Raw genomic sequence first — 22279 nt, 5'->3', positions numbered from 1 at the left:
CGCAGCCTTCTGGTGGGTGCGAACCTTGGTTCGCACCATGACACGGTGCCGGCGAGTCATGCCCCCGCCGCGCTGATCCGTATCGCCAGCAGTTCGCCACCGCCCTGCAACGCATGTCGCTGCCGCTCACCGGCTGACAACCACGCCGTATCTCCGGCCTGCAACGGCGGCAAGCCACTGTCAGCGCCAAACGCTGCCTGACCGGCCAGCAGGTGCAGCGCCCAGGCCACGCCCGGTTCGCAGAAGAAGAACATCGACCCCACCAGCGGCCGGTGCAACAGCTCGGCCTGCAGCAGATCGCGCTTCCACATCAGGTTGAAGTCATGGGTGGTGCCATCGACCAGTTCGCCATGCAGCGCTTCCTCACCCGCAAACCGCACGCGACCGTGCGGTGGCAGCACTTCGGCCACGCGGCCATCCTCGAAGCGAAGACGCACACCATTGCCCTGCAGCAACACCAGCTCGCGCTCCACACCGGGGAAGGCAGAGAACGCCGCATCCTGTTCGATCTCGGCCACCGACAGGCGCAACGCCCAGTCATCGCCTTGTGCCGGCAGGCGCAGGATCTCGCGGGTCCAGCCCAGGCCGTTGCGCCAGCGTTCGCGGCGATAGTCCAGGCTGGAAATCACCTGGCTCGGGGTGTGCAGCAAGGAGTCGATATTCATCGGCGCATTGCATCACGCCGCGCGCCGTCGTGCATCACCGCGTGGCGAGCGTGCCCTGGCCACCACACTCGCCACCCAGCAGCTGCGAATGCTTCAGCCAGTCCTGGTCGGGGTAGTAGGCGAACACCATCGTGCCGCCACGCAACGCATCGATCAGCGGCCTGGCCACCGACAGGCGCACGGCCGGGCAGCCGAGGCTGCGGCCAAGCCGTCCCTGCAGCTGCGCGGTGGCCGGGTTCACGTAGGGCGCACCGTGGATGACGATCGCGCGTTCGCGCGCACGGTCGTTGAAGCCCGGCTCCAACCCGGCCAGGCGCAGCGAATAGCCGTTGCCGCCCATGTAGGTCTCCTGCGCGGTGAACGCGCCGAGGCTGGACATGAAACTGCCGTCGCGATTGGAGAAATGCTCGGTGCGGTTGTCGCCGCTGTTGCGTCCGTGCGCCACCCATTCCTCGAACAGCAGGCGCTGATGGGCCAGGTCGAACACCCACAGCCGCGGCTCGGTGGACGGCCGCGAGTAGTCGATCACGCTGAGGCGATCACCATTGATGCCCAGCTCGGGCCGCTGCAACGCACAGCGCATGGCGTGCGCCGCCAGCTGCAACACGTGGCGGTCGGCCTTGGGCGCACTGCGCGACAGCAAGGCAGCCAGGTCATCGGCACTGGTGGCAAGGGCGGGCGTCTGTGCCAGCGCCGGGGCGCTGGCGGAGGTCGCCAGCAGGCCGAACGCGGCCAGCCGGCACAGGCGGGATGCAGTCATGTGCACAACGGGGAGGCTCAATTACCCTTCAGGGTGGACCCTGGCGGCTCGGATTCCAAGACCGGCTGCATTCCGGATTCAGCCGGGCTTGGGCGGACCGCCGGCAGCGAGGTAACCAGCAGGGTCGTGCCCGGCACCAGCACCTGGTACAGCTGGCGGGCGAAATCGGCCGGCAGCGCCATCGGCAGCGAGGGCGTGGCCAGCAGGTCCGGGGTGGCCTGGGCACGGTCCTGGCCCAGCAGCGGGTAGGCCGTCCACTGGTGCAGGCGCTGGTTCACATCCAGCGGGCTGGGGGTATCGCTGTAGCCCTGCCCCATCACGAACAGGGTGGTGCCCTGGAACGCCGGCAGGGCGTCGGCCTTCAGCGGCGACTCGCCGATCATCACGCCGTCGCGCAATACGTACAGGCGCTGGTCGTGCAGGCTGACCAGGATGCCGACCTGCCCGGCCGGGGCCGCGCTGTCGTTCCACCAGGCCTGCGCCGCCGCCCCGCCCTCGGTCTCCGGCAGGGCCTGGCCACGTGCGTTGACCGGTGCCAGCACCGAGGGATACGCCAGCGTCATTGGCGAGCTCTTGGCATCGGCCACCACCACGGTATCGCCGCGCTGGGTTTCGCTGAACAGCTTCTGCGCGAAGGCCTGCGGCAGGCGCACGCAGCCGTGCGAAGCCGGATGGCCAGGCAGGCTGCCGCCATGCAGGGCGATGCCATCCCAGGTCAACCGCTGCATGTAGGGCATCGGCGCGCTGTTGTAGAGGTTGGACCTGTGGTCCTTGTCCTTCTGCAGGATGGTGAACACACCGGTCGGTGTCTCGTGCCCGGCCTTGCCCGAGCTGATCGTGGTCAGGCCGATGGCAATGCCGTTGCGGTACACGTAGGCCCGCTGCTCATCCAGGCTGACCACCAGCACGATCGGGCCGGTCGGCGAGATTTCCGGATGCCACAGGAACTCGCCCGGCTTGAGGTCGGTCGGCCCGCGCACGTCTGCGGTGCGGGCGGCAGCAGCGGTCGGCTTGGCCGCCGGCGTCGGCGCAGCGGCGTGGGCCAGCAGCGGCAGGGCCAGCGCAAGGGCGAGCATCAGGGTCGTGGGGCGGCGCGGAAGCATCCAGCGGTGTCCTTTCCATGCGGAGCGGCCACCGTACACCATCGGCCCGTGGTGGCTGCGGCAAAACCGGGCGCCGGAAATGAAACTGCCCGGCGACACAGCCATGTGTCGTACCGGGCAATCGTTACGTCCTTGTCGGCCTGCTGCCGCCCCCTCGCATCCTGCGCTGTGGGGGTAGCGTTGCGTCCTGCACGCGGCCGCGTCTGTCCTGCTTGTATCTCAGCCCCTTCCACAGGTCTGTGATGCCACCATCCTGGTGATTGGTGCCGCGTCCTGCGGCGGTCGGTGGTCACGGCCATCCTGTCCGTGTCCGCTGAACCAGCCTCCTGCCGGTTCCGACGATTCCTGCTGTCAGCGCCTGGGTACGGTCCGCACCGGTACCGATCCGGGTACCGGATCCGCTGGCAACAGCCTGTTGCCTACGGTGATCCGCTGTCGATTCCGTTCGACGATTGCTTTCCCTATCCCCTTCACCTGCTTCAGGTCCTCGACGCGGTGAAACGGGCCGTGTCTGCGCCGGTGCTCGACGATCGCCTCGGCCTTGGCGGCTCCGACCATCGTCAATCCCTGCTGCAGCGCCTGTGCATCGGCGCGGTTGATATCGATCAGTTCGGCGGCATGTGCCCCCGCGATCCCCATCATCAGCACCAGTGCCCTCAACACGACAAACCAAGGCACGACGTGTATCTCCTTGTGGTTCTGGCCGCCCCGACCGGCATTCCCGTCGGTCGAAACAGTGTCCGTCAACACATGTGCACAGCCTATCGGTTTCCCGCATTTCCGTAAGCCAGCCAAATACCCGACGTGATGTAGGAAAAACCCTACCCCCAGCACAGGCGTAGAATGCGTGGATCAGCCCATGCAACCGGAGTTTCAGATGGACAGCGCCAAGCTCGGCCAATTCGTCAATGACAAGTGGGACAGCGAGATCGTCCCGCAATTGGTCGACTACATCCGCATTCCCAACAAGTCGCCGATGTTCGACGCCAATTGGGTGCAGAACGGCTACATGGAACAGGCAGTCACCCTGATGGAGAACTGGGCCAAGGCGCAGCAGCTGCCCGGCCTGAAGGTCGAGGTGGTGCGCCTGGAAGGCCGTACCCCGCTGATCTTCCTGGAAATTCCGGCCACCGGCGGCGAAACCGGCGACGACACCATCCTGCTCTACGGCCACCTCGACAAGCAGCCGGAAATGACCGGCTGGGACGACGACCTCGGCCCGTGGACCCCGGTCCTGCGCGGCGACAAGCTTTACGGCCGTGGCGGCGCCGACGACGGCTACGCCATCTTCGGCTCGCTGGCCGCCGTGCTGGCGCTGCAGGCCCAGGGCCTGCCGCACGCCCGCTGCGTGGTGCTTATTGAAGCCTGTGAAGAATCGGGCAGCTACGACCTGCCGGCCTACGTCGACCACCTGGCCGACCGCATCGGCAAGCCGTCGCTGGTGGTCTGCCTGGATTCGGGCTGTGCCAACTACGACCAGCTGTGGTGCACCACTTCGCTGCGCGGCCTGACCGGCGGCAACTTCACCGTGAAGGTGCTCAACGAGGGCGTGCATTCCGGCGATGCCTCCGGCGTGATCCCGTCCAGCTTCCGCCTGCTGCGCCAGATCCTGTCGCGCATCGAGGATCAGGACACCGGCCGCATCCTGATCGACGGCATGAACGTGGACATCCCGGCCGAGCGGTTGCAGCAGGCCAAGCGCGCCGCCGAAGTGGTCGATACCGAGATCTTCGAGAAGTTCCCGATGGTCGACGGCCTGCGCCCGATGAACGAAGACCTGACCGAGCTGGTGCTCAACCGCACCTGGCGCCCGGCGCTGTCGGTCACCGGCGTGGGCGGCATGCCGCCGCTGGAATCGGCCGGCAACGTGCTGCGCCCGCAGACCTCGGTGAAGCTGTCGCTGCGCCTGCCGCCGACCGCCGATGGCAAGACCTGCGGCGAACTGCTGAAGGAAGCCCTGCTGCGCGATCCGCCGAACGGCGCCCACGTCACCCTGGACCTGGAGAAGGCCTCCACCGGCTGGAACGCTCCGGCCATGGCACCGTGGCTGACCCAGGCCATCGACGATGCCAGCCAGGCCTTCTTCGGCAAGCCGGCGATGTACATGGGCGAAGGCGGCTCGATCCCGTTCATGGGAATGCTGGGCGAGAAGTTCCCGGGCGCCCAGTTCATGATCACCGGCGTGCTCGGCCCGCACTCCAACGCGCATGGCCCGAACGAGTTCCTGCACATTCCGATGGGCAAGAAGGTCACCGCCTGCGTGTCCAAGGTGATCAGCGAGCACTACGCCGCCAGCCTGCGCGGCGAGACCAGCGGTTCGCCGGTGGCCGCTGACAGCGGCACCCGCCACGGCGACCACGGCTGCTGCTGATCCGGCACCCGTGACGGACGCAGCCTGGCCTTGCTAGGCTGCGTCCACCCCTAGCGGAACGCATGCACATGAATGGTCTGTTCGGCAGCAGCAGCTGGCTCTACATCATCCTGGTCGGCTTCTTCGTCGGCCTGCTTGGGCGCTTCTTCATGCCCGGCAACAACCGCATGGGCTGCCTGCTGACCATCGTGCTGGGCATTCTCGGTGCGCTGCTGGCCGGCTGGTTCGGCCAGTACATGGGCTGGTACGCCCCCGGTGAACCGGCCGGTTTCCTCGGTGCCGTGCTCGGCGCGATCGTCGTGCTGGCGATCCTGCGCCTGTTCAGCGGTCGTCGCTGACGCTGATTCCCCCTTCCCTTCTGTTCCCGACGTTGGCGCGCCAGGCGCGCCCGGATATGCCTGCATGACCGAACCCGCCTCCGATCCCCAGCGCAGCTCGCAGCGCCTGCAGTGGGCCCGTATCCAGCTGGATGATGCCAACGCCGTGGTCGAACGTGCCTCGGTCGATGCCGGCATGCGCAGCTATTGGCGCACCACCAGCGCGCGCGGCAGCCACATCGTGATGGATGCGCCGCCGGGGCTGGAAGATCCGCGGCCGTGGCTGCGCATGCGCGGCCTGCTGCACGAGCACGGCCTGCGCGTGCCTGCACTGCTGGCGCAGGACCTGGACGCCGGTTTCCTGCTGCTGGAAGACCTTGGCGGCCCGACCCTGGCGAAGATCCTCGACGAGCGCAATGCCGATGAGTGGTTCGGCCGCTCGATCGAACAGCTGCTGCGCCTGCAGGCGATCCCGGTGCCGGCCGACTTCGGCCAGTTCGGCGAAGCGCTGCTGCAGCGTGATGCCGGCCTGTTCGACGAATGGTTCCTGCAGCGTCACCTGCAGCTGGAGCTGGACTGCGGCGAGATCGAAGGCCTGCAGCTGGTGCACCGCCGGCTGATGGACAACGCGCTCGGCCAGGCCCAGCTGATGACCCACCGTGACTACATGCCACGCAACCTGATGCCGGTCGACAACGGCCCGGCCGTACTGGATTTCCAGGACCTGGTGCGCGGCCCGATCGCCTACGACGCGGTGAGCCTGTTCAAGGATGCGTTCCTGAGCTGGCCGCTGCAGCGCGTGGACGAATGGCTGGCGCAGTACCACGAGCGCGCACGTACTGCCGGCCTGCCGGTGCCCGACCGCGCCACCTTCCTGCGCGATGCCGACTGGATGGGCATCCAGCGCCACGTGAAGATCCTCGGCCTGTTCTGCCGCCTGCGCTATCGCGACAACAAGGGCCACTACCTGGACGACGCGCCGCGCTTCATCGGTTACCTGGATGAAGTGCTGCCACGCTACCGCGAGCTGGCGCCGCTGCAGCAGCTGCTGGAAGACCGCATCAAGCCGGCGCTGGCCGAGCTGGCCGCACCGATGCGCGTGGCCCGATGAAGGCGCTGATCTTTGCCGCAGGCCTCGGCGAGCGCATGCGCCCGCTGACCCTGCATACGCCCAAACCACTGCTGGACGTGGCCGGCAAGCCGCTGATCGTCTGGCATCTTGAACGCCTGGCCGCGCTCGGCGTGCGCGAGGTGGTGGTCAACACCGCATGGCTGGCCGAGCAGTTCCCGGCAGCGCTGGGCGATGGCAGCCAGTGGGGCCTGCACCTGCATTTCATGTACGAAGGACAGACCCCGCTGGAAACCGGCGGCGGCATCCTCAACGCACTGCCGGTATTGGGTGATGCGCCGTTCCTGGTGGTGAACGGCGATATCTGGACCGATTTCGATTTCGCCACGCTGCCCCGCGAGCCGCAGGGCCAGGCGCATCTGGTGCTGGTCGACAATCCTGTGCAGCACCCGCACGGTGACTATCGGCTGGACGCGCAGGGCGTGTTGCATCACGACCGCGAAGGCCCGTGCCTGACCTATGCCGGTATCGGTGTATACCGCCCTTCGATCGTGGCCGATTGGCGCGCGGTGATCGGGGATGCCCCGGGCAGCGAGCGGCGGCCGCCGAAGTTCTCGGTGGTGCCGCTGCAGAAGCATTTCATGGCACAGGGGTTGATGACCGGGCAGCACCATCGTGGGCGCTGGACCGATGTCGGGACGGTGGATCGGCTGCGCGCGCTGGATGTTGAGTTGGCAGCGAACGGCTGAGCCCCTCGTGGCTGGTCGCGTAGAGCGGATCGCGTGCTTGGCCGGGCGGGTGGGCCATGCAGGGGACGCTGCAAGTACGTCCCTGTAAGCTCGATGGCGCCATCCATGGCGCCAACGCCCCTGCATGGCCCACCCGCCCGGCCCCTGACAGTTTCCGTGGGCGTCCAGCCACGGAAAAGAAAAAGAAAAGCAAAAGCGGGTCGCATCGCTGCGCTCGCTCGAATGTGTCGACCAAGGTCGACACCCACCAACAGCAGTGCAGTACGCAGTCCCGGCAGATCGCAGGAATCTGTCGAAGGCGGGGTGGGTCCGGTTGCGGGGGCGTGAGCCGCATGGATGCGGCGACCGAGCTTACATGGACGTACTTGCAGCGTCCCCCGCAACCGGACCCACCCCGCCATCCCACGGATAGCCAGCTTTTGACGTTGACGTTGACGTTGCTTCAGCGGGTGCAGGGCGGCAGCCCTGCAAACAAACCCCACCCTCAGTAACGAGGCCGGCCTTCTTCCAGCACCTGGCGCAGGAACGGCACGGTGATCCGCCGCTTCGCCGCCAGCGACTCGCGGTCCAGCCAATCCAGCAGCGTGATCAACCCACCCAGCTCGCGCCCAGTGTGCGACAGCAGCCACTCGATGGCCGCTTCATCAATCGCCAGGCCCCGGCGCAGCGCGCGCTCGCGCAGCACCGCCGCGCGGCCTTCCTCATCCAGTGGCTGCAGCAGCACGCGCACGCACTGGCCCAGCCGCGAACGCAGGTCCGGCAGCAGCAGGCCCAGTTCGCCCGGTGCCTTCTGCGCCGTGTACAGCACGGTCACACCGGCAGCGCGCGCGCGGTTGTGGAAATCGAACAGCGCGATCTCGTCCTCGCGGTTGCCGGCCACTTCGTCCAGACCGTCCAGCGCCACCAGCTCGCGCGACTCCAGCCCATCCAGCGCCGCGCGCACACGGCCCACAGCGCTGGCCAGCGGCACGTAGGTCGGCAGGCGGCCGGCCTGCTCGGCACTGGAACACATCGCCAGCGCCTGATGGGTCTTGCCCGTACCCGCCGCGCCTTCCAGGTAGACCCAATCGTGGCTGGCGCCGACCGCGATCGCACGCAGCTGCGCCAGCGCGCCATCCGGCGCGCCGATGAAGGTCTCCAGGCGCTGGTCCCGCGGGTAATGCAGGGCCAGCGGCAGTTGCGGCACACCCATCACTTCAGGTCGGGGCCCTTGTCATCCGGAAGAATGATATGAGGCTGGTCGACCACGCCATCAAGCACGATCGCCGGCTTCTCACCCACGTACAGCTCGCTCTGGCGGTAGCGCTGGTGGGCATAACGCAGCAGCACGTTGGTCACCGCCGCCACCGGCAGCGCCAGCAGCATGCCGAGGAAGCCGAACAGCTGGCCGCCGGCCATCACCGCGAAGATCACCGCCACCGGGTGCAGGCCGATCTTGTCGCCAACGATGCGCGGGGTCAGCACGTAGCTTTCCAGCAGCTGGCCGACGGTGAACACCACGCCGACCAGGATCAGCAGCTTCAGGTCGAAGCCCTGTGCCTGCACCAGCGCGGCCACCACCGCCATCAGGATGCCGGTAGTCGCGCCCAGGTACGGGATGAAGCTGATCAGCCCGGCAATCAGGCCGATCAGCAGGCCCAGCTTGAGCCCGACCAGCGACAGGCCACCGGCGTAGATGACGCCCAGCGCCAGCATCACCAGGAACTGGCCGCGGATGAACGCGCCCAGCACCTCGTTGGACTCACGCGCCAGCGCGCTGATGGTGCCGATGTGGTTGCGCGGGATCACCGACGCCACCCGTTCGACCAGCTTGTCCCAGTCGCGCAGGAAGTAGAACGCCAGGATCGGCAGCAGCAGGATGTTGACCACCCAGGTCACCATCGCGAAACCCGAGCGCGAGACGTAGCCCATGAAGGTGGTGGCGAAGCCGCCGGCCTGCTGCCAGTGGCTGCGCACCCATTCGATCAGTCGGTCCGGATCCAGCCACTGCATCACTTCCAGGCCGGTCTTCTGCTCGAACCAGGGAATCCCCTTCTCCATCAGCCACGCCTGCGCCTGCGGCGCGACCGCGATCAGGGTGGTGATCTGGCGCTCGATCATCGGCACCAGCACCAGCAGCAACGCCACGATCACCAGCACCATCGCCGCGAACACCAGCACCACGCCGGTCATGCGCGAGCGGCCGGTGGCCTCGATGCGGTCGACCAGCGGGTCGCCCAGCCAGGCCAGCGCCAGCGCCAGCACGAACGGGGTCAGGATCGGCGCCAGCAGCCACACCACCCAGCCGACCAGGCCGGCGAACAGGATGTACTTCAGGCGGCGCAGGAACTGCGCGATTTCCGCTTCAGGGGTCAGGGTCATCGCAGGCGGTACTCGTTGCTGACCGGCGCGGCGACCGGAGTACCGGTGGTGTCATCGATCGGGGTCGGCAGGGCCGGCAGCGGCGCGCTCGGCACCAGCACGCCGTTGTCGCCCAGCATGCGGTTGAAGCCGGCCAGGCCGGTGGTCATCTCCAGGCTCAGCTCCAGCTGGCTTGCCGAGGCGTGCAGCGGGGTGACGTTGCGCACCACCGGCACGTCGCGCAGGCCGGCGGCCAGGCGCAGGTAGTCGTCGGCGCTGTTGATGCCGGTCACCACCACGCGATAGGTCCCGGCCTGGCCGGTGGCCACGCCCGCCTTGGCGTAACGCTTGACCAGCGCATCGGCGGCACCGTCGGCGCCGGCGGCCATCGCGCGCATGGCGTTGGCGTCCTTGCTGGTCCACTTGTTCAGTTCACGGCCGTTGTCGACGAACACCCAGTCCGCCTGCCAGCCGCCATTGGCGCGGTACAGCTTGCCGATCAGCTGCATCGGCGGCGAATAGCGCGAGGAGGCGCGGGCCACGGCGGCACTGTCCTGGCGCCAGATGGCCCCGGCCAGCGCCTGCTCGGCGGCGCCGCCGCTGGGCAGGCCCAGCTTGTAGCCACGCTCGATGGCGCGGTTCAGCAGCGGGCGGGCGGCATTGGCCTGCTGCACGCTGACCAGGCGCGGGCCGCTGCCGTCATCGACCGCCAGCCACAGCACCGGCTTCGGCCGCGGCTGCGGCCACAGCGGCAGGCCCAGCGCCGACACCAGTGAATCCACGTCATCCTCGCGGAAGCGCGCCACCAGCAGGGTACGGAAGCTGGGGGCGCCGCTGGCGCTCACGCTCTGGTCCTGCTTGTAGTCGTAGCTGGCCACGTAGTCCTTGGCATTGCGCAGTGCCTGCACCACGCCGGGGCGGGACATCACACTGCGATCGCCGGACAACTTGCCCAGAACCACGCTCAGCGCGCGGGCCAGGGCGCCGTTGCGATCGGCTTCGGCCTGGCTGTTGACGGGCACTTCGGCCTCGTACGCGCCAGTGGCGGTGGCGACATCACCCTCGGTGCGCAGGCCGCTCTGGGCCATCGTGGCCACCGGCAGGCTCAGTGCAATGAGCAGGGTCAGAATCAGGCTGCGGCGCATCAGGACATCCATTGGCTCGACGTATCCGGGGGAATTGTTGCCCGAATACGGACTTTGCGCCAATGCGGCCTGTTAAAATCGCCCGTTCAACCCCTGCCAGCGCCGACGCCCGTGACCAACACCCCGTCTTCCGCCCCCTCCCCCCTCACCTACCGTGACGCGGGTGTCGACATCGACGCCGGCAACGAGCTGGTCGAGCGGATCAAGCCCCTGGTCAAGCGCAGCTTCCGCCCGGAAGTGATGGGCGGCCTGGGTGGCTTCGGCGCCCTGTTCGACCTGTCCAACAAGTACCGCGAGCCGGTGCTGGTGTCCGGCACCGACGGCGTGGGCACCAAGCTGAAGCTGGCCCACCAGCTGAACCGCCACGATACGATCGGCATCGATCTGGTCGCCATGTGCGTGAACGACGTGCTGGTGCAGGGCGCCGAGCCGCTGTTCTTCCTGGACTACTTCGCCACCGGCAAGCTGGACATCGACACCGCCGCGGCGGTCGTGGGTGGCATCGCCAACGGCTGCACCGAGGCCGGCTGCGCACTGATCGGCGGCGAGACCGCTGAAATGCCCGACATGTACGCCCCGGGCGAGTACGACCTGGCCGGCTTCACCGTCGCCGCGGTCGAGAAGAGCGAACTGAAGGATGGTGCCAGCGTCGCCGCCGGTGACGTGCTGATCGGCATCGCTTCGTCCGGCCCGCACTCCAACGGCTATTCGCTGGTGCGCCGCATCTACGACCGCGCCGGCCAGCCGGCCGATCTGGAGCTGGAAGGCGGCGTGAAGCTGGTCGATGCGCTGATGGCGCCGACCCGCCTGTACGTGAAGCCGATCCTGTCGCTGCTGAAGTCGCACGGCGACGCCATCCACGGCATGGCCCACATCACCGGTGGCGGCCTGACCGAGAACATCATCCGCGTGGTGCCCGAAGGCCTCGGCCTGGACATCCAGGCGTCGTCCTGGACCCTGCCGCCGGTGTTCCAGTGGCTGCAGAAGGAAGGCGCAGTGGCCGACAGCGAGATGTGGCGCACCTTCAACTGCGGCATCGGCTTCGTGCTGATCGTTGCACCGGACCAGCTCGCTGCCGTGTCCGACGCGGTCAAGGCGCAGGGCCTGGAGCACTGGACCATCGGCCAGGTGGTCAGCGCCGAAGGCGCCGAGCGCGTCCACATCGGCTGATCGCACACCCAGGAGCCCGCATGGACGCAACGCCCCCCGTGTCACCTGCCCCACCGCCTCTGGCGACGGTGCCGGTGTTCAGCGCGCAGGATGCCGACCACCTGCGCATGCTGTCCATCGCGCACTACGTGGTTGGCGGCCTGATCGCGCTGTTCTCGCTGATCTTCATCCTCCACATCGTGCTGGGGATCAGCGCACTGACCGGCCACCTGCCGATGAACTCCGGTGGCCAGCCCACGTCGCCGGCCGAGCAGCGCCTGTTCGGCTGGATGTTCACGATCATCGGCTGCGTCATCGTGTTCGGTGGCGTGACGCTCGGCGCGTTCGTCGCCTATGCCGGGCGCTGCCTGGCCGGCCGCCGCCGCTACCTGCTGTGCCTGATCGTGGCCGGCCTGGCCTGCCTGTTCGCGCCGCTTGGCACGGTGCTGGGGGTGTTCAGCCTGATCATCCTGCTGCGTCCGCAGGTGAAGGCGGCCTTCGAAGCCAACGTTCCTTCCCGCAGCTGAGATTTCCATGGCTTCCGTCCCGCCCCCGTTGAACGTGCCGCCTGGCTGGACCGCGCTCCAGATCGGCGGTCACCTGCACACGCTCAGGATCCTGTTCTGCGTCTACGGCGGCATCCAGCTGGCGCTGTCCGTTGTCCTGCTGATGGCCGCACTGGGTGGCTACATCAGCGAAAGCCGGACCCCCACGGTGGGCATGTCGCCTGTGCTGCTGGCGGCGATCCTCGCTGTCGCGGCGCTGGCCATCGGTGCACTGGGCATGCTCAGCCTGACCGCTGCGAACCGGCTGGGGCAGCGCTGCCAGCGCACGTTGTGCCTGGTGGCGGCCGGTGCCGCCTGCCTGGGCGGTGCGCTGGGCATCGCGCTGGGCGTATACGCCCTGATCGTGCTGTTGCGTGCGGATGTCGCCGCCAGCTTCAGCGAACCGGGCGGCGCGGTGGTCGCATGACCGCTCGCATTGCGGTACTGGCCTCCGGCCGTGGCAGCAATCTGCAGGCCATCCTCGACGCGATCGGCGACGGCCGCCTGCCGGCCGACGTGGTCGGCGTGTTCTCCGACCGTCCAGGTGCCGCAGCGCTGCAGCGGGTGGCACCGGGCCTGCGCTGGGCACACGCGCCGAAGGAGTTCAGCGACCGCGCCGCCTATGAGCAGGCGCTCGGCGATGCCGTGCAGGCATCGGCGCCGGACTGGATCGTCTGTGCCGGCTACATGCGCATCCTGGGGGCTGCCTTCGTGCAGCGCTTCGAGGGCCGCCTGGTCAACATCCACCCCTCGCTGCTGCCGCTGCACAAGGGCCTGGACACCCATGCGCGGGCCTTGGAAGCCGGCGATGCCGAGCACGGCGCCAGCGTTCACCTGGTGGTACCGGAACTGGATGCCGGGGCGGTGCTGGCGCAGGTACGGGTGCCGGTGGGGTCCGGCGACGATGCGCAGGCGCTGGCCGAGCGCGTGCTGGCGGTGGAGCACCCGTTGCTGATCGCCACCCTGCAGCTGCTGTGCGCCGGCCGCCTGACTGAACGGGAAGGACAGCCCCAGCTGGATGGTCACCCCCTGTTTAGCCCGTTGGCCCTAGATTCCGCCGGGAACCTGAACCGGTAACGCCCGTGCACACGCCTCGCTGACTGCGGGGCTGGCATCCTGCCCCTCCCTGCGGTCCCTGTCCTTCATGAAGACCACGACCCTGCTGTCCACTTCGCTGCTGCTGTCGCTGGCTGTATTGCCCGCTGCGGGCTGGGGCCAGGCGCAAGCGCCTGCCGCCTCGCCTTCCCCGGCGCCGGTGCCTGCCGTGCAGCCGCCTGCCGAGCCGGCGGCGCCGGTGTTGCCTGCGCTGGCGTGGGAACCACCGCCGTTGCAGCCGTTCACCGCCACCTACCAGGCGTTCTACAAGAGCAAGGAGGCCGGCGACGCCAGCATGCAGGTCACCCACACCGGCGGCAGCCAGTGGCGGGTCGACATGCAGGTGGTCGGCCGCCGCGGCTTTGCCAGCGTGCTCGGCCTGAACATCGAGCAGAGCACGGTGTTCGAGGAACGCGGCGGTGTTTACGCGCCACTGAGCCAGAGCACGGTGCGCAAGGGCCTGTTCCTTGGCAAGAAGGCCGTGGGCACCTACAACTGGCAGGCCGGTACCGCGCAGTGGACCGGTGACGTGAAGAAGGAACGTGCGCAGCCGATCCCGCTGCAGCTCGGCGACCAGAGCGCGCTGCTGATCAACCTGGCGATCATGCGCGATGCGCGCCCGGGTGCCACCATGCACTACCGCTACGTGGACATGGGCAAGGTCCGCCAGCATGACTACCAGGCCGCGCAGCAGACCGAGAACGTCGAAGTCGGCGACCTGTCCTACAACGCGCTGCGGGTCTACCGGACCAACGGCGGCAACAATGAAACCATCCTCTGGATCGCCAACGGTGTCCCCACCCCGGTGCGCATCCTGCAACGCGAAGACGGCGAAGACCGCGTCGACCTCCGCCTGATCGAATACCAAGGAGTCTGAGCATGAGCACCCTGACCCGCCCCCTCACCTGGATCGCCGCGGCCGCCCTGTCGATGGCCAGCCTGCCGGCCATGGCCCTGCAGCCGTTCAAGGCCGATTACCTGGCCAGCTACATGGGCATGCAGGCCAATGGCAGCATGACCCTGAGCAGCGAGGGAGCCAACAAGTGGCGCTACACGCTGCAGGTGAAGAACCAGCTGGCCGACCTGAGCCAGAGCACCGTGTTCGAAGAAGTGCGCGGCCAGCTGCGCCCGCTCAGCAGCCAGGACCGTTCGGCGCTGCTGGTGAAGAAGCGCAACGTGCAGGCCAACTACAACTGGAACAGCAACCAGGCCACCTGGACCGGCGACATCAAGCCGGACCGCGCGGGCCCGATCGCACTGAAGGCCGGTGACATGGATGCACTGCTGATCAACCTGGCGATCGCCCGCGACCTGGCCGCCGGCAAGCCGCTGACCTATCGCATGGTTGACGAAGGGCGCATCAAGAACATGACCTACCGCGTGATCGGCAAGGAGTCGATCACCGTGGGTGGCAAGAGCTACGAGGCCACCAAGGTCTCGCGCGCCGACGGCAACAAGGAACTGATCGCGTGGATCGTGCCTGAGTTCCCGGTGCCGGCGCGCATGCTGCAGCGTGAGAACGACCGCGACGCGCTGGACCTGACCATCAAGGCGATGAACTGACGCGCGAACCGGTAGTGCCGGCCGCTGGCCGGCATTCTCACGATGCTCCACGAGGTTCATGGGGTTGCCGGCCAGCGGCCAGCACTACCGAAAGGAAAACGCCCGCTTTCGCGGGCGTTTTCTTATTTCTTCTGTTCGGCCGGCTTCGCTTCCGCTGGCGCGAACTCGGTGCGGCAGTCCACGCGGATCTGCTCGCCCGTGCTGCGCCAGACGAAGGTGCGGCAATGGCGGTTGCCATCCTGGCTGTCGTTCACCGCAACCGCGTAGAACGACTCGATGATCTCGTCACGCGAGACGGTGCCATCGCCGTTCCAGTCCATGTCCTTCTGCTCGATGCCCTGGGTGATGGCGATGTTGGCGTACCAGGCGTAGCCCAGCCACGCCAGCACGATCAGCACCAGCGCCAGCAGCGCCTTGCGACGCGGGCTGAACTTGCCGCGCAGGATCATGGCACGCGCCGGATGGTGGCACCGAGCGAAGACAGCTTCTCTTCGATGTTCTCGTAGCCACGATCAAGGTGGTAGATGCGGTCGATGGTGGTCTCGCCGTCCGCCATCAGGCCGGCCAGGATCAACGACGCCGACGCGCGCAGGTCGGTGGCCATCACCGGCGCACCGCTCAGACGTTCGTGGCCACGGGCAATGGCCGTGTGGCCTTCGACCTGGATGTCCGCGCCCAGCCGCAGCAGTTCGTTGACGTGCATGAAACGGTTCTCGAAGATCGTTTCATTGATCACGCCCACGCCGTCGGCCACACAGTTGAGCGCCATGAACTGCGCCTGCATGTCGGTCGGGAACGCCGGGTACGGCGCGGTGGTCAGGTTGACCGCCTTCGGCCGCTTGCCCTGCATGTCCAGGGTGATGCTGTCATCGGTGGTCTCGATCTTCGCACCGGCCTCGACCAGCTTGGACAGCACGGCGTCCATGGTGTTCGGGCGCGCGCGGTTCACGGTGACCTTGCCACCGGTCATCGCTGCGGCCACCAGGAAGGTACCGGTCTCGATGCGGTCGGGCAGCACTTCGTGGCGGCCACCGGACAGGCGCTCGACGCCTTCGATGACCAGGCGCGCGGTGCCCAGGCCTTCGATCTTCGCGCCCAGCGCGATCAGGCAGTGCGCCAGATCGGTCACTTCCGGTTCCATCGCGCAGTTGTCGAGGATGGTGGTGCCTTCGGCCAGCACCGCGCCCATCAGCACGTTCTCGGTGCCGGTGACGCTGACCATGTCGAAGGTGAAATGACCGCCCTTCAGGCGCTTGGCCGAGGCCTTGATGAAGCCGTTCTCGACCACGATCTCGGCACCCAGCGCCTGCAGGCCCTTGATGTGCTGGTCGACCGGGCGCGAACCGATCGCGCAGCCGCCCGGCAGCGACACTTCGGCCGCGCCGAAGCGGGCCAGCAGCGGGCCCAGCACCAGGATCGAGGCGCGCATGGTCTTGACCAGCTCGTACGGCGCCACATGCTGGTTCACAGGACGCGGATCGACCACGATCGCGCTGCCGCGCGACAGCGTGCCCTGGTCGATGGTGACCTTGGCGCCCAGTTCACCCAGCAGTTTCACCGTGGTGACCACGTCGTGCAGGTGCGGCACATTGGTGATCTCCACCGGCTCATCGGCCAGCAGGGTCGCGCAGAGAATGGGGAGGACGGCGTTCTTGGCGCCGGAGATGCTTACTTCACCGTGCAGCGCAGCGCCGCCGGTCACAACGATCTTGGCCATGTATTCGGGATCTTCTGCGGTTCAGCCGGCTTCGGCCGGGGTCACGGTTTTCAGCGCCAGTGCGTGGATCGCACCGCCCATCAGGTCGCCCAGGGTGGCATAGACCATCCGGTGGCGGGCCAGCGGCATCTTGCCGGCAAAGGCCTCGCAGACCACGGTCGCTTCGAAATGCACGCCATCGTCGCCACGCACGTCGGCACGGGCGCCGGGCAGGCCGGTTTCGATCAGATTGCGGATGGTGTCGGCGTCCAACGGGCTTTCCTAATAAAATGATCGCTCATTCTACTTCCGCTGCGTGGCGTCCGCATGGCCGAGCCCCTCCTGCCCTCCCGTTCCGTCGACCCGGCCAGCCTGGTCGCCAGCGGCCGCCGTGTCTTCGACATCGAGCAGCAGGCCCTGAATGCGGTCGCTGCCCGCCTCGGCGAAGCGTTCCAGCAGGCCTGCCAGGCGATCCTGTCCAGCCGCGGGCGGGTGGTTGCCACCGGCATGGGCAAGTCCGGTCACATCGCCCGCAAGATCGCCGCCACCCTGGCCTCCACCGGCACCCCGGCGTTCTACGTGCACCCGGGCGAGGCCGGCCATGGCGACCTGGGCATGATCACCGAGGACGACGTGGTGCTGGCGCTGTCCTATTCGGGCGAGTCGGACGAAGTCCTGATGCTGCTGCCGGTGCTCAAGCGCCAGGGCAACCTGCTGATTTCCATGACCGGACGCCCGCAGTCCAGCCTGGCCGCCGCCGCCGACATTCACCTGGATGTCAGCGTGCCGGCCGAAGCCTGCCCGCTGGACCTGGCCCCGACCTCCAGCACCACCGCGTCGCTGGCAATGGGCGATGCGCTGGCCGTGGCCCTGCTCGATGCGCGCGGCTTCACCGCCGACGATTTCGCCCGTTCACACCCGGCCGGCAGCCTCGGCCGCCGCCTGCTGCTGCACATCACCGATGTCATGCACACCGGCGACGACCTGCCCACGGTCGGTGCCGGCGCCAGCCTCAGCGAAGCACTCATGGAAATGAGCCGCAAACGGCTGGGCATGACCGCCGTGGTCGATGCCGACGGCGTCCTGATCGGCCTGTTCACCGACGGCGACCTGCGCCGCGCGCTGGACAGCGCGCTGGACGTGCGTACCGCGAAGATCGCCGATGTGATGACCCGCAACCCACGTACCATCGGCGCCGACCAGCTGGCCGTCGAGGCCGCGCGGTTGATGGAGACCCACAAGATCACCGGCCTGATCGTGGTCGATGGCCAGGGCCGCGCGGTCGGTGCCCTGAACATTCATGACCTGTTGCGGGCGCGGGTGGTTTAACCGACAGTCCGTAGACCCCATTCAGTCTGTATCGTCCATCCGCCCACACCGAGCCTGCCGCCCTGATGCCCTGGTCCCCGCTGCCCGCCTTTCCCGCCCACCTGCATGCCGCCGCGGCCCGTATCCGCCTGGCGTGCTTCGACGTGGACGGCACCCTCACCGACGGTCGGCTGTACTACGACAAGGACGGCAATGAGAGCAAGGCGTACTTCGTGCAGGATGGCCTGGGCCTGAAACTGCTGCAGCAGCACGGCATCCATCCCGTGCTGATCACCGCGCGCAACAGCCAGTCCGCGCTCCGGCGTGGCGCCGATCTCGGCATCGACACCCAGATCGCCGTGGGTGACAAGCTGGCCAGCGTGCAGGCGCTGTGCGCGCAGCACGGCATCGGCCTGGAACAGGTGGCCTTCATGGGTGACGACCTGCCGGACCTGGCGCCACTGGGTGCGGTGGGCCTGGCCGTGGCCCCTGCCAACGCGCACCCGTGGATCGCCGAGCGCGTGCACTGGCAGACCCGCACCGAGGGCGGGCGTGGCGCTGCACGTGAACTGTGCGACGTCCTGCTGGCCGCCCAGGGCCACGTGGACGCCGTCCTGGCGAGGTTCAGCGCATGAACCGGCCGACCCTGAACTGGCGCACCGTGCTCGGCATCGGCCTGCTGCTGGCCGCGCTGCTCAGCAGCTGGGCCGCGCTGCGCAACCGTGACAAGGGACCGGCCAACGGCGGCAACGAGGTCGGCGTGGACTACATCCTGCACGACTTCACGATCGTGGCCCTCGACGAGCAGGGCAAGGAATCGACCACCCTGCGCGCACCGCTGCTGGAGCGCCAGCGCGGTGACCAGACTATCAGCATCGCGACCCCGCTGTTCGAAATGCCCGACAAGGACGGCAAGCACTGGACGCTGCGTTCGGAGACCGGCTGGCTCAGCGCCAAGGGCGACGAAATGAAGCTGCGTGGCAACGTCGCAGGCGACAGTCCCGCCGGCCCGGGCGTGCCGCCCACCACCTTCCGCACCGACCACCTGGACGTGTTTCCGAAGGAAAGCCGTGCCCGCACCGACGCGCTGGTGACCATGACCCGGCCCGGGATGGAACAGTCCGGCGTCGGCTTCGAGGTGGATTCGAAGAACAACACGTATCATTTCCTCAGCCAGTCCAAGGGCCGCTACACGCCCCGGCACTGATCCCGCCGCCAGCCTGCGACGTCCCCGGACAGGCGCAAGGCCGGCAGCCCCTCCTCGCCCCCGGTTTCCGGGAGGCCTCCACCGGTAGAACGGACCCCGATGAAGATTCCCTTTGCAGCCGTACTCGCGCTCGCACTTGTTGTGCCCAGCGCCGCCTTCGCCAAGTCCACCGACCGCAACGAGAACATGGACATCGAGTCCGGCGCCCAGTCCGGCGTGCTCACCGGCGATGGCAAGACCGTGCTCTCGCAGGGCGTGACCATCACCCAGGGAACCCTGGACATCCGCTCGTCCGAAGCCGAGATCTACCTGAAGGATGGCGAGGCCGTGCGTGCCGTGTTCACCGGCAAGCAGGCCACCATGAAGCAGCAGCTCGACGATGGCACCTGGATGGACGCGGTGGCCGATCGCATCGACTACGACATCAAGACCGAGATCATCACCCTGACCGGCAACTACAAGGTCACCAGCGCGCGCGGCACCAACGCCGGCCAGCGCATGGTCTACAACACCCGCAGCGGTGAGATGAACTCCGGTGGCGACGGCAGCCGCGTGCGCACCGTCATTCCGCCGAAGAACAAGAACCCGGCCGCACAGCCGGCCAAGCCTGCCGGGAGCAAGAAGTAATGCTTGTCGCCAAGGGCCTGCGCAAACGCTACAAGCAGCGTGAAGTCGTCAAGGACTTCGGGCTGACCCTCGATGCCGGTGAAGTGGTCGGCCTGCTGGGCCCCAACGGTGCCGGCAAGACCACCTGCTTCTACATGATCGTCGGCCTGGTCGCGGCCGATGCGGGCAGCATCGTGCTCGACGGCCGCGACATCACCGGCGACCCGATGTACACCCGCGCCAAGCAGGGCGTGGGCTATCTGCCGCAGGAACCCTCGGTGTTCCGCAAGCTGACCGTGGCCGACAACATCCGCCTGGTGCTGGAACTGCGCGAGGACCTGGATTCGGCCGGCCGCGAACGCGAACTGAGCAGCCTGCTCGACGAACTGCAGCTGGGCCACGTTGCCGACCAGCTCGGCGCCAGCCTGTCCGGTGGCGAACGCCGTCGGTGCGAGATCGCCCGGGCACTGGCCGCGCAGCCGCGCCTGATCCTGCTCGACGAGCCGTTCGCCGGCGTCGATCCGATTTCGGTCGGCGAGATCCAGCGCATCGTCACCCATCTCAAGCAGCGTGGCATCGGCGTGCTGATCACCGATCACAACGTGCGCGAGACCTTGGGAATCTGCGACCGCGCGTATATCCTCGCCGAGGGTGCCGTACTGGCCCAGGGCTCGCCGGAGGCGATCCTGGACAACGCCGACGTACGCCGCGTCTACCTTGGGGATTCGTTCAAGCTGTGACGGCGGGCACCCGGGCACTTTCCATCCTTTCGGCACAGGTATGAAGACTCGGCTGCAGACATCGTTGGGACAGCAGCTGGTGCTCACGCCCCAGCTGCAGCAGGCGATCAAGCTGCTGCAGATGTCCACCACCGAGCTGGAGCTGGAAATCGCCCAGGCCGTGGAAAGCAATCCGCTGCTGGACTGGGCCGACAGCAACGACGACCCTGCCGCCAACGAGGCCAGTGACGGCAACGACAGCGAAGCCCCCAGCGAACGCGCCGACGATGGCGACGACTGGGCGCCTGCCGAACTGGACTGGAGCGCCGCCGGCAGCGGTGGCAGCTTCGACGATGACGACGACACCGGCAGCGCCGCCGAGCGCGTGGCCGAAACCGAAACGCTGGCCGATCACCTGCTGTGGCAGCTGCACCTGTCGCATCTTTCGGCGCGCGACCGCAGCATCGGCGCCACGCTGATCGATGCGCTCGACGAAGACGGCTACCTGCGCGAGTCGCTGGCCACCATCGCTGAGACCCTGCTGCCGGCGACCCATGCCGACGAGGATGAGATCCTCGCGGTGCTGCATCGCATCCAGCGTTTCGATCCGGTCGGCGTGGCCGCGCGCACGCTCGGTGAATGCCTGCAGCTGCAACTGGACGTGTTGCCCGCCGACACGCCAGGGCTGGCGTTGGCGCGACAGATTGCCGCAGGCCCACTGGAACGGTTGCCTCGCAGCGGCGTTGCCGGGCTCGCCCATGAACTGAAGCAAGCGCCGGCCGACGTCGAGACCGCAGTCAACCTGCTGCGTTCGCTGGACCCTCGTCCAGGCACGCAGATTGCGCCGCTTTCGCAGGACACCTACGTGGTGCCCGACGTGGTGGTGTGGCGGCAGAACGGCGTCTGGCGCGCGGCACTGGCCGGCCACGCCGGGCCGAAGGTGGTGATCCACCGCGGCTACGAACAGCTCATCCGCCGCTGTGGCGAGGCCGATGCCGGCTATCTGCGCGCGCAGCTGCAGGAAGCACGCTGGCTGTTGAAGGGGCTGCAGCAGCGCGGCGAAACCCTGCTGCGGGTGGTGCGCAGCCTGATCCTGCAGCAGGCCGGATTCCTCGAATTCGGCGAACAGGCGCTGCGCCCGCTGACACTGCGCGAGATCGCCACCGAACTCGGCCTGCACGAATCCACGGTATCGCGCGCGATCGCGCGCAAGCATGTGCGCACGCCGCGCGGCACCCTGCCGCTACGCGCCTTCTTCGCGTCGGGCATCGATACCGAGGGCGGCGGCGAGGCGTCCAGCACGGCCATCCAGGCCATGATCCGGCGACTGATCGACGACGAGAACCCGCGCAAGCCGCTTTCTGACGCCAAGCTGGCTGACCTGCTCAAATCGTCGGGAATTCCAGTAGCGCGACGCACCGTGGCGAAGTATCGTGAAGCCATGAACATTTCCGCCTCGCACGAAAGGGTCAGAATCGCTTGACGCGCCGCCGCGCCCGGCGGAGAGGTTCATTGGCACATCCGAACACAGGAGAAACCCGATGCGCATCGAAACGTTTGGCAAAGATGTCGAAGTCACCCCGGCCCTGCAGTCCTATGTAGAGGAGAAGCTGGCCCGGATCGGAAAACACTTCGACCAGCACTGCGAAGCGCGGGTGACCCTCAAGCTGCAGAAGACCGAGCATCACGTCGACGCCAGCCTCAACATCCCGGGGCAGACCCTGCACGCCGAGGCCGGCGGCCAGACCATGTATGCCGCGATCGACCTGCTTGCGGACAAGCTTGACCGCCTTGTGATCAAGCACAAGGAGAAAAAACAGCAGCACGCGCCGCTGCCGGTGGGCGACAATGGTGGCTGATCGCCACTGTTCC

At 67.7% G+C, this 22279-nt stretch carries 27 protein-coding genes; 17 read left to right on the top strand and 10 right to left on the bottom strand.

Going from position 1 to position 22279, the window contains the following annotated elements:
• Nucleotides 1-56: 56 nt before the first annotated feature.
• The 4 genes from VN11_RS05455 to VN11_RS05440 all read right to left on the bottom strand — a co-directional run bounded on the left by VN11_RS05455 (nt 57) and on the right by VN11_RS05440 (nt 3206).
• Entirely contained in the window at nt 57-665 is a 609-nt protein-coding gene (locus VN11_RS05455) for a HutD/Ves family protein (protein ID WP_053449027.1), read from the bottom strand.
• Between the two features lie 34 nt (nt 666-699).
• Entirely contained in the window at nt 700-1425 is a 726-nt protein-coding gene (locus tag VN11_RS05450; RefSeq protein ID WP_049457007.1) for a murein L,D-transpeptidase catalytic domain family protein, read from the bottom strand.
• A 17-nt stretch (nt 1426-1442) separates the two neighbouring features.
• Nucleotides 1443-2528: a L,D-transpeptidase gene (locus tag VN11_RS05445; RefSeq protein ID WP_053449026.1), complete on the bottom strand. Its 1086-nt coding sequence runs from the start codon at nt 2526-2528 to the stop codon at nt 1443-1445.
• A 351-nt stretch (nt 2529-2879) separates the two neighbouring features.
• Nucleotides 2880-3206 (bottom strand): ComEA family DNA-binding protein, encoded by a 327-nt coding sequence (locus VN11_RS05440; RefSeq protein WP_238581857.1) that lies wholly within the window; start codon nt 3204-3206, stop codon nt 2880-2882.
• A 199-nt stretch (nt 3207-3405) separates the two neighbouring features.
• On the opposite strand from VN11_RS05440, the gene VN11_RS05435 reads away from it, so the two are divergent.
• The 4 genes from VN11_RS05435 to murU all read left to right on the top strand — a co-directional run bounded on the left by VN11_RS05435 (nt 3406) and on the right by murU (nt 7034).
• Nucleotides 3406-4899 (top strand): M20 family metallopeptidase, encoded by a 1494-nt coding sequence (locus tag VN11_RS05435; RefSeq protein ID WP_053449024.1) that lies wholly within the window; start codon nt 3406-3408, stop codon nt 4897-4899.
• Nucleotides 4900-4967: 68 nt separating this feature from the next.
• Nucleotides 4968-5237, top strand: a complete 270-nt coding sequence (locus VN11_RS05430; protein ID WP_053449023.1) for a GlsB/YeaQ/YmgE family stress response membrane protein — start codon at nt 4968-4970, stop codon at nt 5235-5237.
• A gap of 64 nt (nt 5238-5301) precedes the next feature.
• Nucleotides 5302-6327, top strand: coding sequence for an aminoglycoside phosphotransferase family protein (locus VN11_RS05425; protein ID WP_053449022.1), 1026 nt, complete (start codon nt 5302-5304; stop codon nt 6325-6327).
• Nucleotides 6324-7034: an N-acetylmuramate alpha-1-phosphate uridylyltransferase MurU gene (gene murU / locus VN11_RS05420; protein WP_053449021.1), complete on the top strand. Its 711-nt coding sequence runs from the start codon at nt 6324-6326 to the stop codon at nt 7032-7034. The genes VN11_RS05425 and murU overlap by 4 nt, the downstream gene beginning before the upstream one ends.
• A 484-nt stretch (nt 7035-7518) precedes the next feature.
• On the opposite strand, the gene hda is transcribed toward murU, so the two are convergent.
• From hda to VN11_RS05405, 3 genes are read right to left on the bottom strand one after another with little or no spacing between them, the layout of a single operon-like run.
• Nucleotides 7519-8226 carry a DnaA regulatory inactivator Hda gene (gene hda, locus VN11_RS05415; RefSeq protein WP_053449020.1) on the bottom strand — a complete coding sequence of 236 codons (708 nt, stop codon included), beginning with the start codon at nt 8224-8226 and terminating at the stop codon, nt 7519-7521.
• The gene (locus tag VN11_RS05410) at nt 8226-9395 is read right to left on the bottom strand and encodes an AI-2E family transporter (protein ID WP_006423004.1); all 1170 of its coding nucleotides are present in this window, start codon (nt 9393-9395) and stop codon (nt 8226-8228) included. Before VN11_RS05410 ends, hda begins: the two co-directional genes overlap by 1 nt.
• Entirely contained in the window at nt 9392-10531 is a 1140-nt protein-coding gene (locus tag VN11_RS05405; protein WP_053449019.1) for a DUF2066 domain-containing protein, read from the bottom strand. Before VN11_RS05405 ends, VN11_RS05410 begins: the two co-directional genes overlap by 4 nt.
• Nucleotides 10532-10630: 99 nt before the next feature.
• Here VN11_RS05405 and purM point away from each other — a divergent pair, with 99 nt between their 5' ends.
• The 6 genes from purM (at nt 10631) to VN11_RS05375 (ending at nt 14871) form a co-directional block, all read left to right on the top strand.
• Entirely contained in the window at nt 10631-11689 is a 1059-nt protein-coding gene (purM, locus tag VN11_RS05400; protein WP_053449018.1) for a phosphoribosylformylglycinamidine cyclo-ligase, read from the top strand.
• A 20-nt stretch (nt 11690-11709) separates the two neighbouring features.
• Nucleotides 11710-12195, top strand: a complete 486-nt coding sequence (locus VN11_RS05395) for a hypothetical protein (protein WP_053449017.1) — start codon at nt 11710-11712, stop codon at nt 12193-12195.
• Nucleotides 12196-12202: 7 nt separating this feature from the next.
• Nucleotides 12203-12640, top strand: a complete 438-nt coding sequence (locus VN11_RS05390) for a hypothetical protein (RefSeq protein ID WP_148564934.1) — start codon at nt 12203-12205, stop codon at nt 12638-12640.
• Nucleotides 12637-13290 carry a phosphoribosylglycinamide formyltransferase gene (gene purN, locus VN11_RS05385; RefSeq protein WP_053449015.1) on the top strand — a complete coding sequence of 218 codons (654 nt, stop codon included), beginning with the start codon at nt 12637-12639 and terminating at the stop codon, nt 13288-13290. The genes VN11_RS05390 and purN overlap by 4 nt, the downstream gene beginning before the upstream one ends.
• Nucleotides 13291-13357: 67 nt before the next feature.
• On the top strand, nt 13358-14185 hold the full coding sequence (locus VN11_RS05380) for a DUF3108 domain-containing protein (RefSeq protein WP_053449014.1): 828 nt from the start codon (nt 13358-13360) through the stop codon (nt 14183-14185).
• Between the two features lie 2 nt (nt 14186-14187).
• Nucleotides 14188-14871, top strand: a complete 684-nt coding sequence (locus tag VN11_RS05375; protein WP_053449013.1) for a DUF3108 domain-containing protein — start codon at nt 14188-14190, stop codon at nt 14869-14871.
• Between the two features lie 122 nt (nt 14872-14993).
• On the opposite strand, the gene VN11_RS05370 is transcribed toward VN11_RS05375, so the two are convergent.
• From VN11_RS05370 to VN11_RS05360, 3 genes are read right to left on the bottom strand one after another with little or no spacing between them, the layout of a single operon-like run.
• Nucleotides 14994-15320: a hypothetical protein gene (locus VN11_RS05370; protein ID WP_053449012.1), complete on the bottom strand. Its 327-nt coding sequence runs from the start codon at nt 15318-15320 to the stop codon at nt 14994-14996.
• Complete coding sequence (gene murA, locus VN11_RS05365; RefSeq protein ID WP_053449011.1) at nt 15317-16588, bottom strand: UDP-N-acetylglucosamine 1-carboxyvinyltransferase; 1272 nt, start codon at nt 16586-16588, stop codon at nt 15317-15319. The genes VN11_RS05370 and murA overlap by 4 nt, the downstream gene beginning before the upstream one ends.
• Before the next feature lie 21 nt (nt 16589-16609).
• Entirely contained in the window at nt 16610-16840 is a 231-nt protein-coding gene (locus VN11_RS05360; RefSeq protein ID WP_021202589.1) for a BolA family protein, read from the bottom strand.
• 54 nt (nt 16841-16894) lie between these two features.
• Here VN11_RS05360 and VN11_RS05355 point away from each other — a divergent pair, with 54 nt between their 5' ends.
• The 7 genes from VN11_RS05355 to hpf all read left to right on the top strand — a co-directional run bounded on the left by VN11_RS05355 (nt 16895) and on the right by hpf (nt 22266).
• Nucleotides 16895-17896, top strand: a complete 1002-nt coding sequence (locus tag VN11_RS05355) for a KpsF/GutQ family sugar-phosphate isomerase (RefSeq protein ID WP_053449010.1) — start codon at nt 16895-16897, stop codon at nt 17894-17896.
• 65 nt (nt 17897-17961) lie between these two features.
• Nucleotides 17962-18510, top strand: a complete 549-nt coding sequence (locus VN11_RS05350; protein ID WP_053449009.1) for a KdsC family phosphatase — start codon at nt 17962-17964, stop codon at nt 18508-18510.
• Nucleotides 18507-19082 (top strand): LPS export ABC transporter periplasmic protein LptC, encoded by a 576-nt coding sequence (lptC, locus tag VN11_RS05345; protein ID WP_053449008.1) that lies wholly within the window; start codon nt 18507-18509, stop codon nt 19080-19082. Before VN11_RS05350 ends, lptC begins: the two co-directional genes overlap by 4 nt.
• A gap of 99 nt (nt 19083-19181) precedes the next feature.
• Nucleotides 19182-19709 (top strand): lipopolysaccharide transport periplasmic protein LptA, encoded by a 528-nt coding sequence (gene lptA / locus VN11_RS05340; RefSeq protein WP_008267488.1) that lies wholly within the window; start codon nt 19182-19184, stop codon nt 19707-19709.
• Complete coding sequence (lptB, locus tag VN11_RS05335; protein WP_053449007.1) at nt 19709-20428, top strand: LPS export ABC transporter ATP-binding protein; 720 nt, start codon at nt 19709-19711, stop codon at nt 20426-20428. Before lptA ends, lptB begins: the two co-directional genes overlap by 1 nt.
• A gap of 40 nt (nt 20429-20468) precedes the next feature.
• A complete protein-coding gene (locus tag VN11_RS05330) occupies nt 20469-21890 on the top strand; it encodes an RNA polymerase factor sigma-54 (RefSeq protein WP_053449006.1) in 1422 nt (473 codons plus the stop codon).
• Nucleotides 21891-21948: 58 nt separating this feature from the next.
• Nucleotides 21949-22266, top strand: a complete 318-nt coding sequence (gene hpf, locus VN11_RS05325; RefSeq protein ID WP_005415556.1) for a ribosome hibernation-promoting factor, HPF/YfiA family — start codon at nt 21949-21951, stop codon at nt 22264-22266.
• Nucleotides 22267-22279 lie beyond the last annotated feature (13 nt).

Origin of the sequence: Stenotrophomonas maltophilia, from assembly GCF_001274595.1 — a bacterium.
Lineage (GTDB): Bacteria > Pseudomonadota > Gammaproteobacteria > Xanthomonadales > Xanthomonadaceae > Stenotrophomonas > Stenotrophomonas forensis.
Note: the sequence above shows the minus strand (reverse complement) of the source record. Positions and strands in the feature narration are given on the sequence as shown.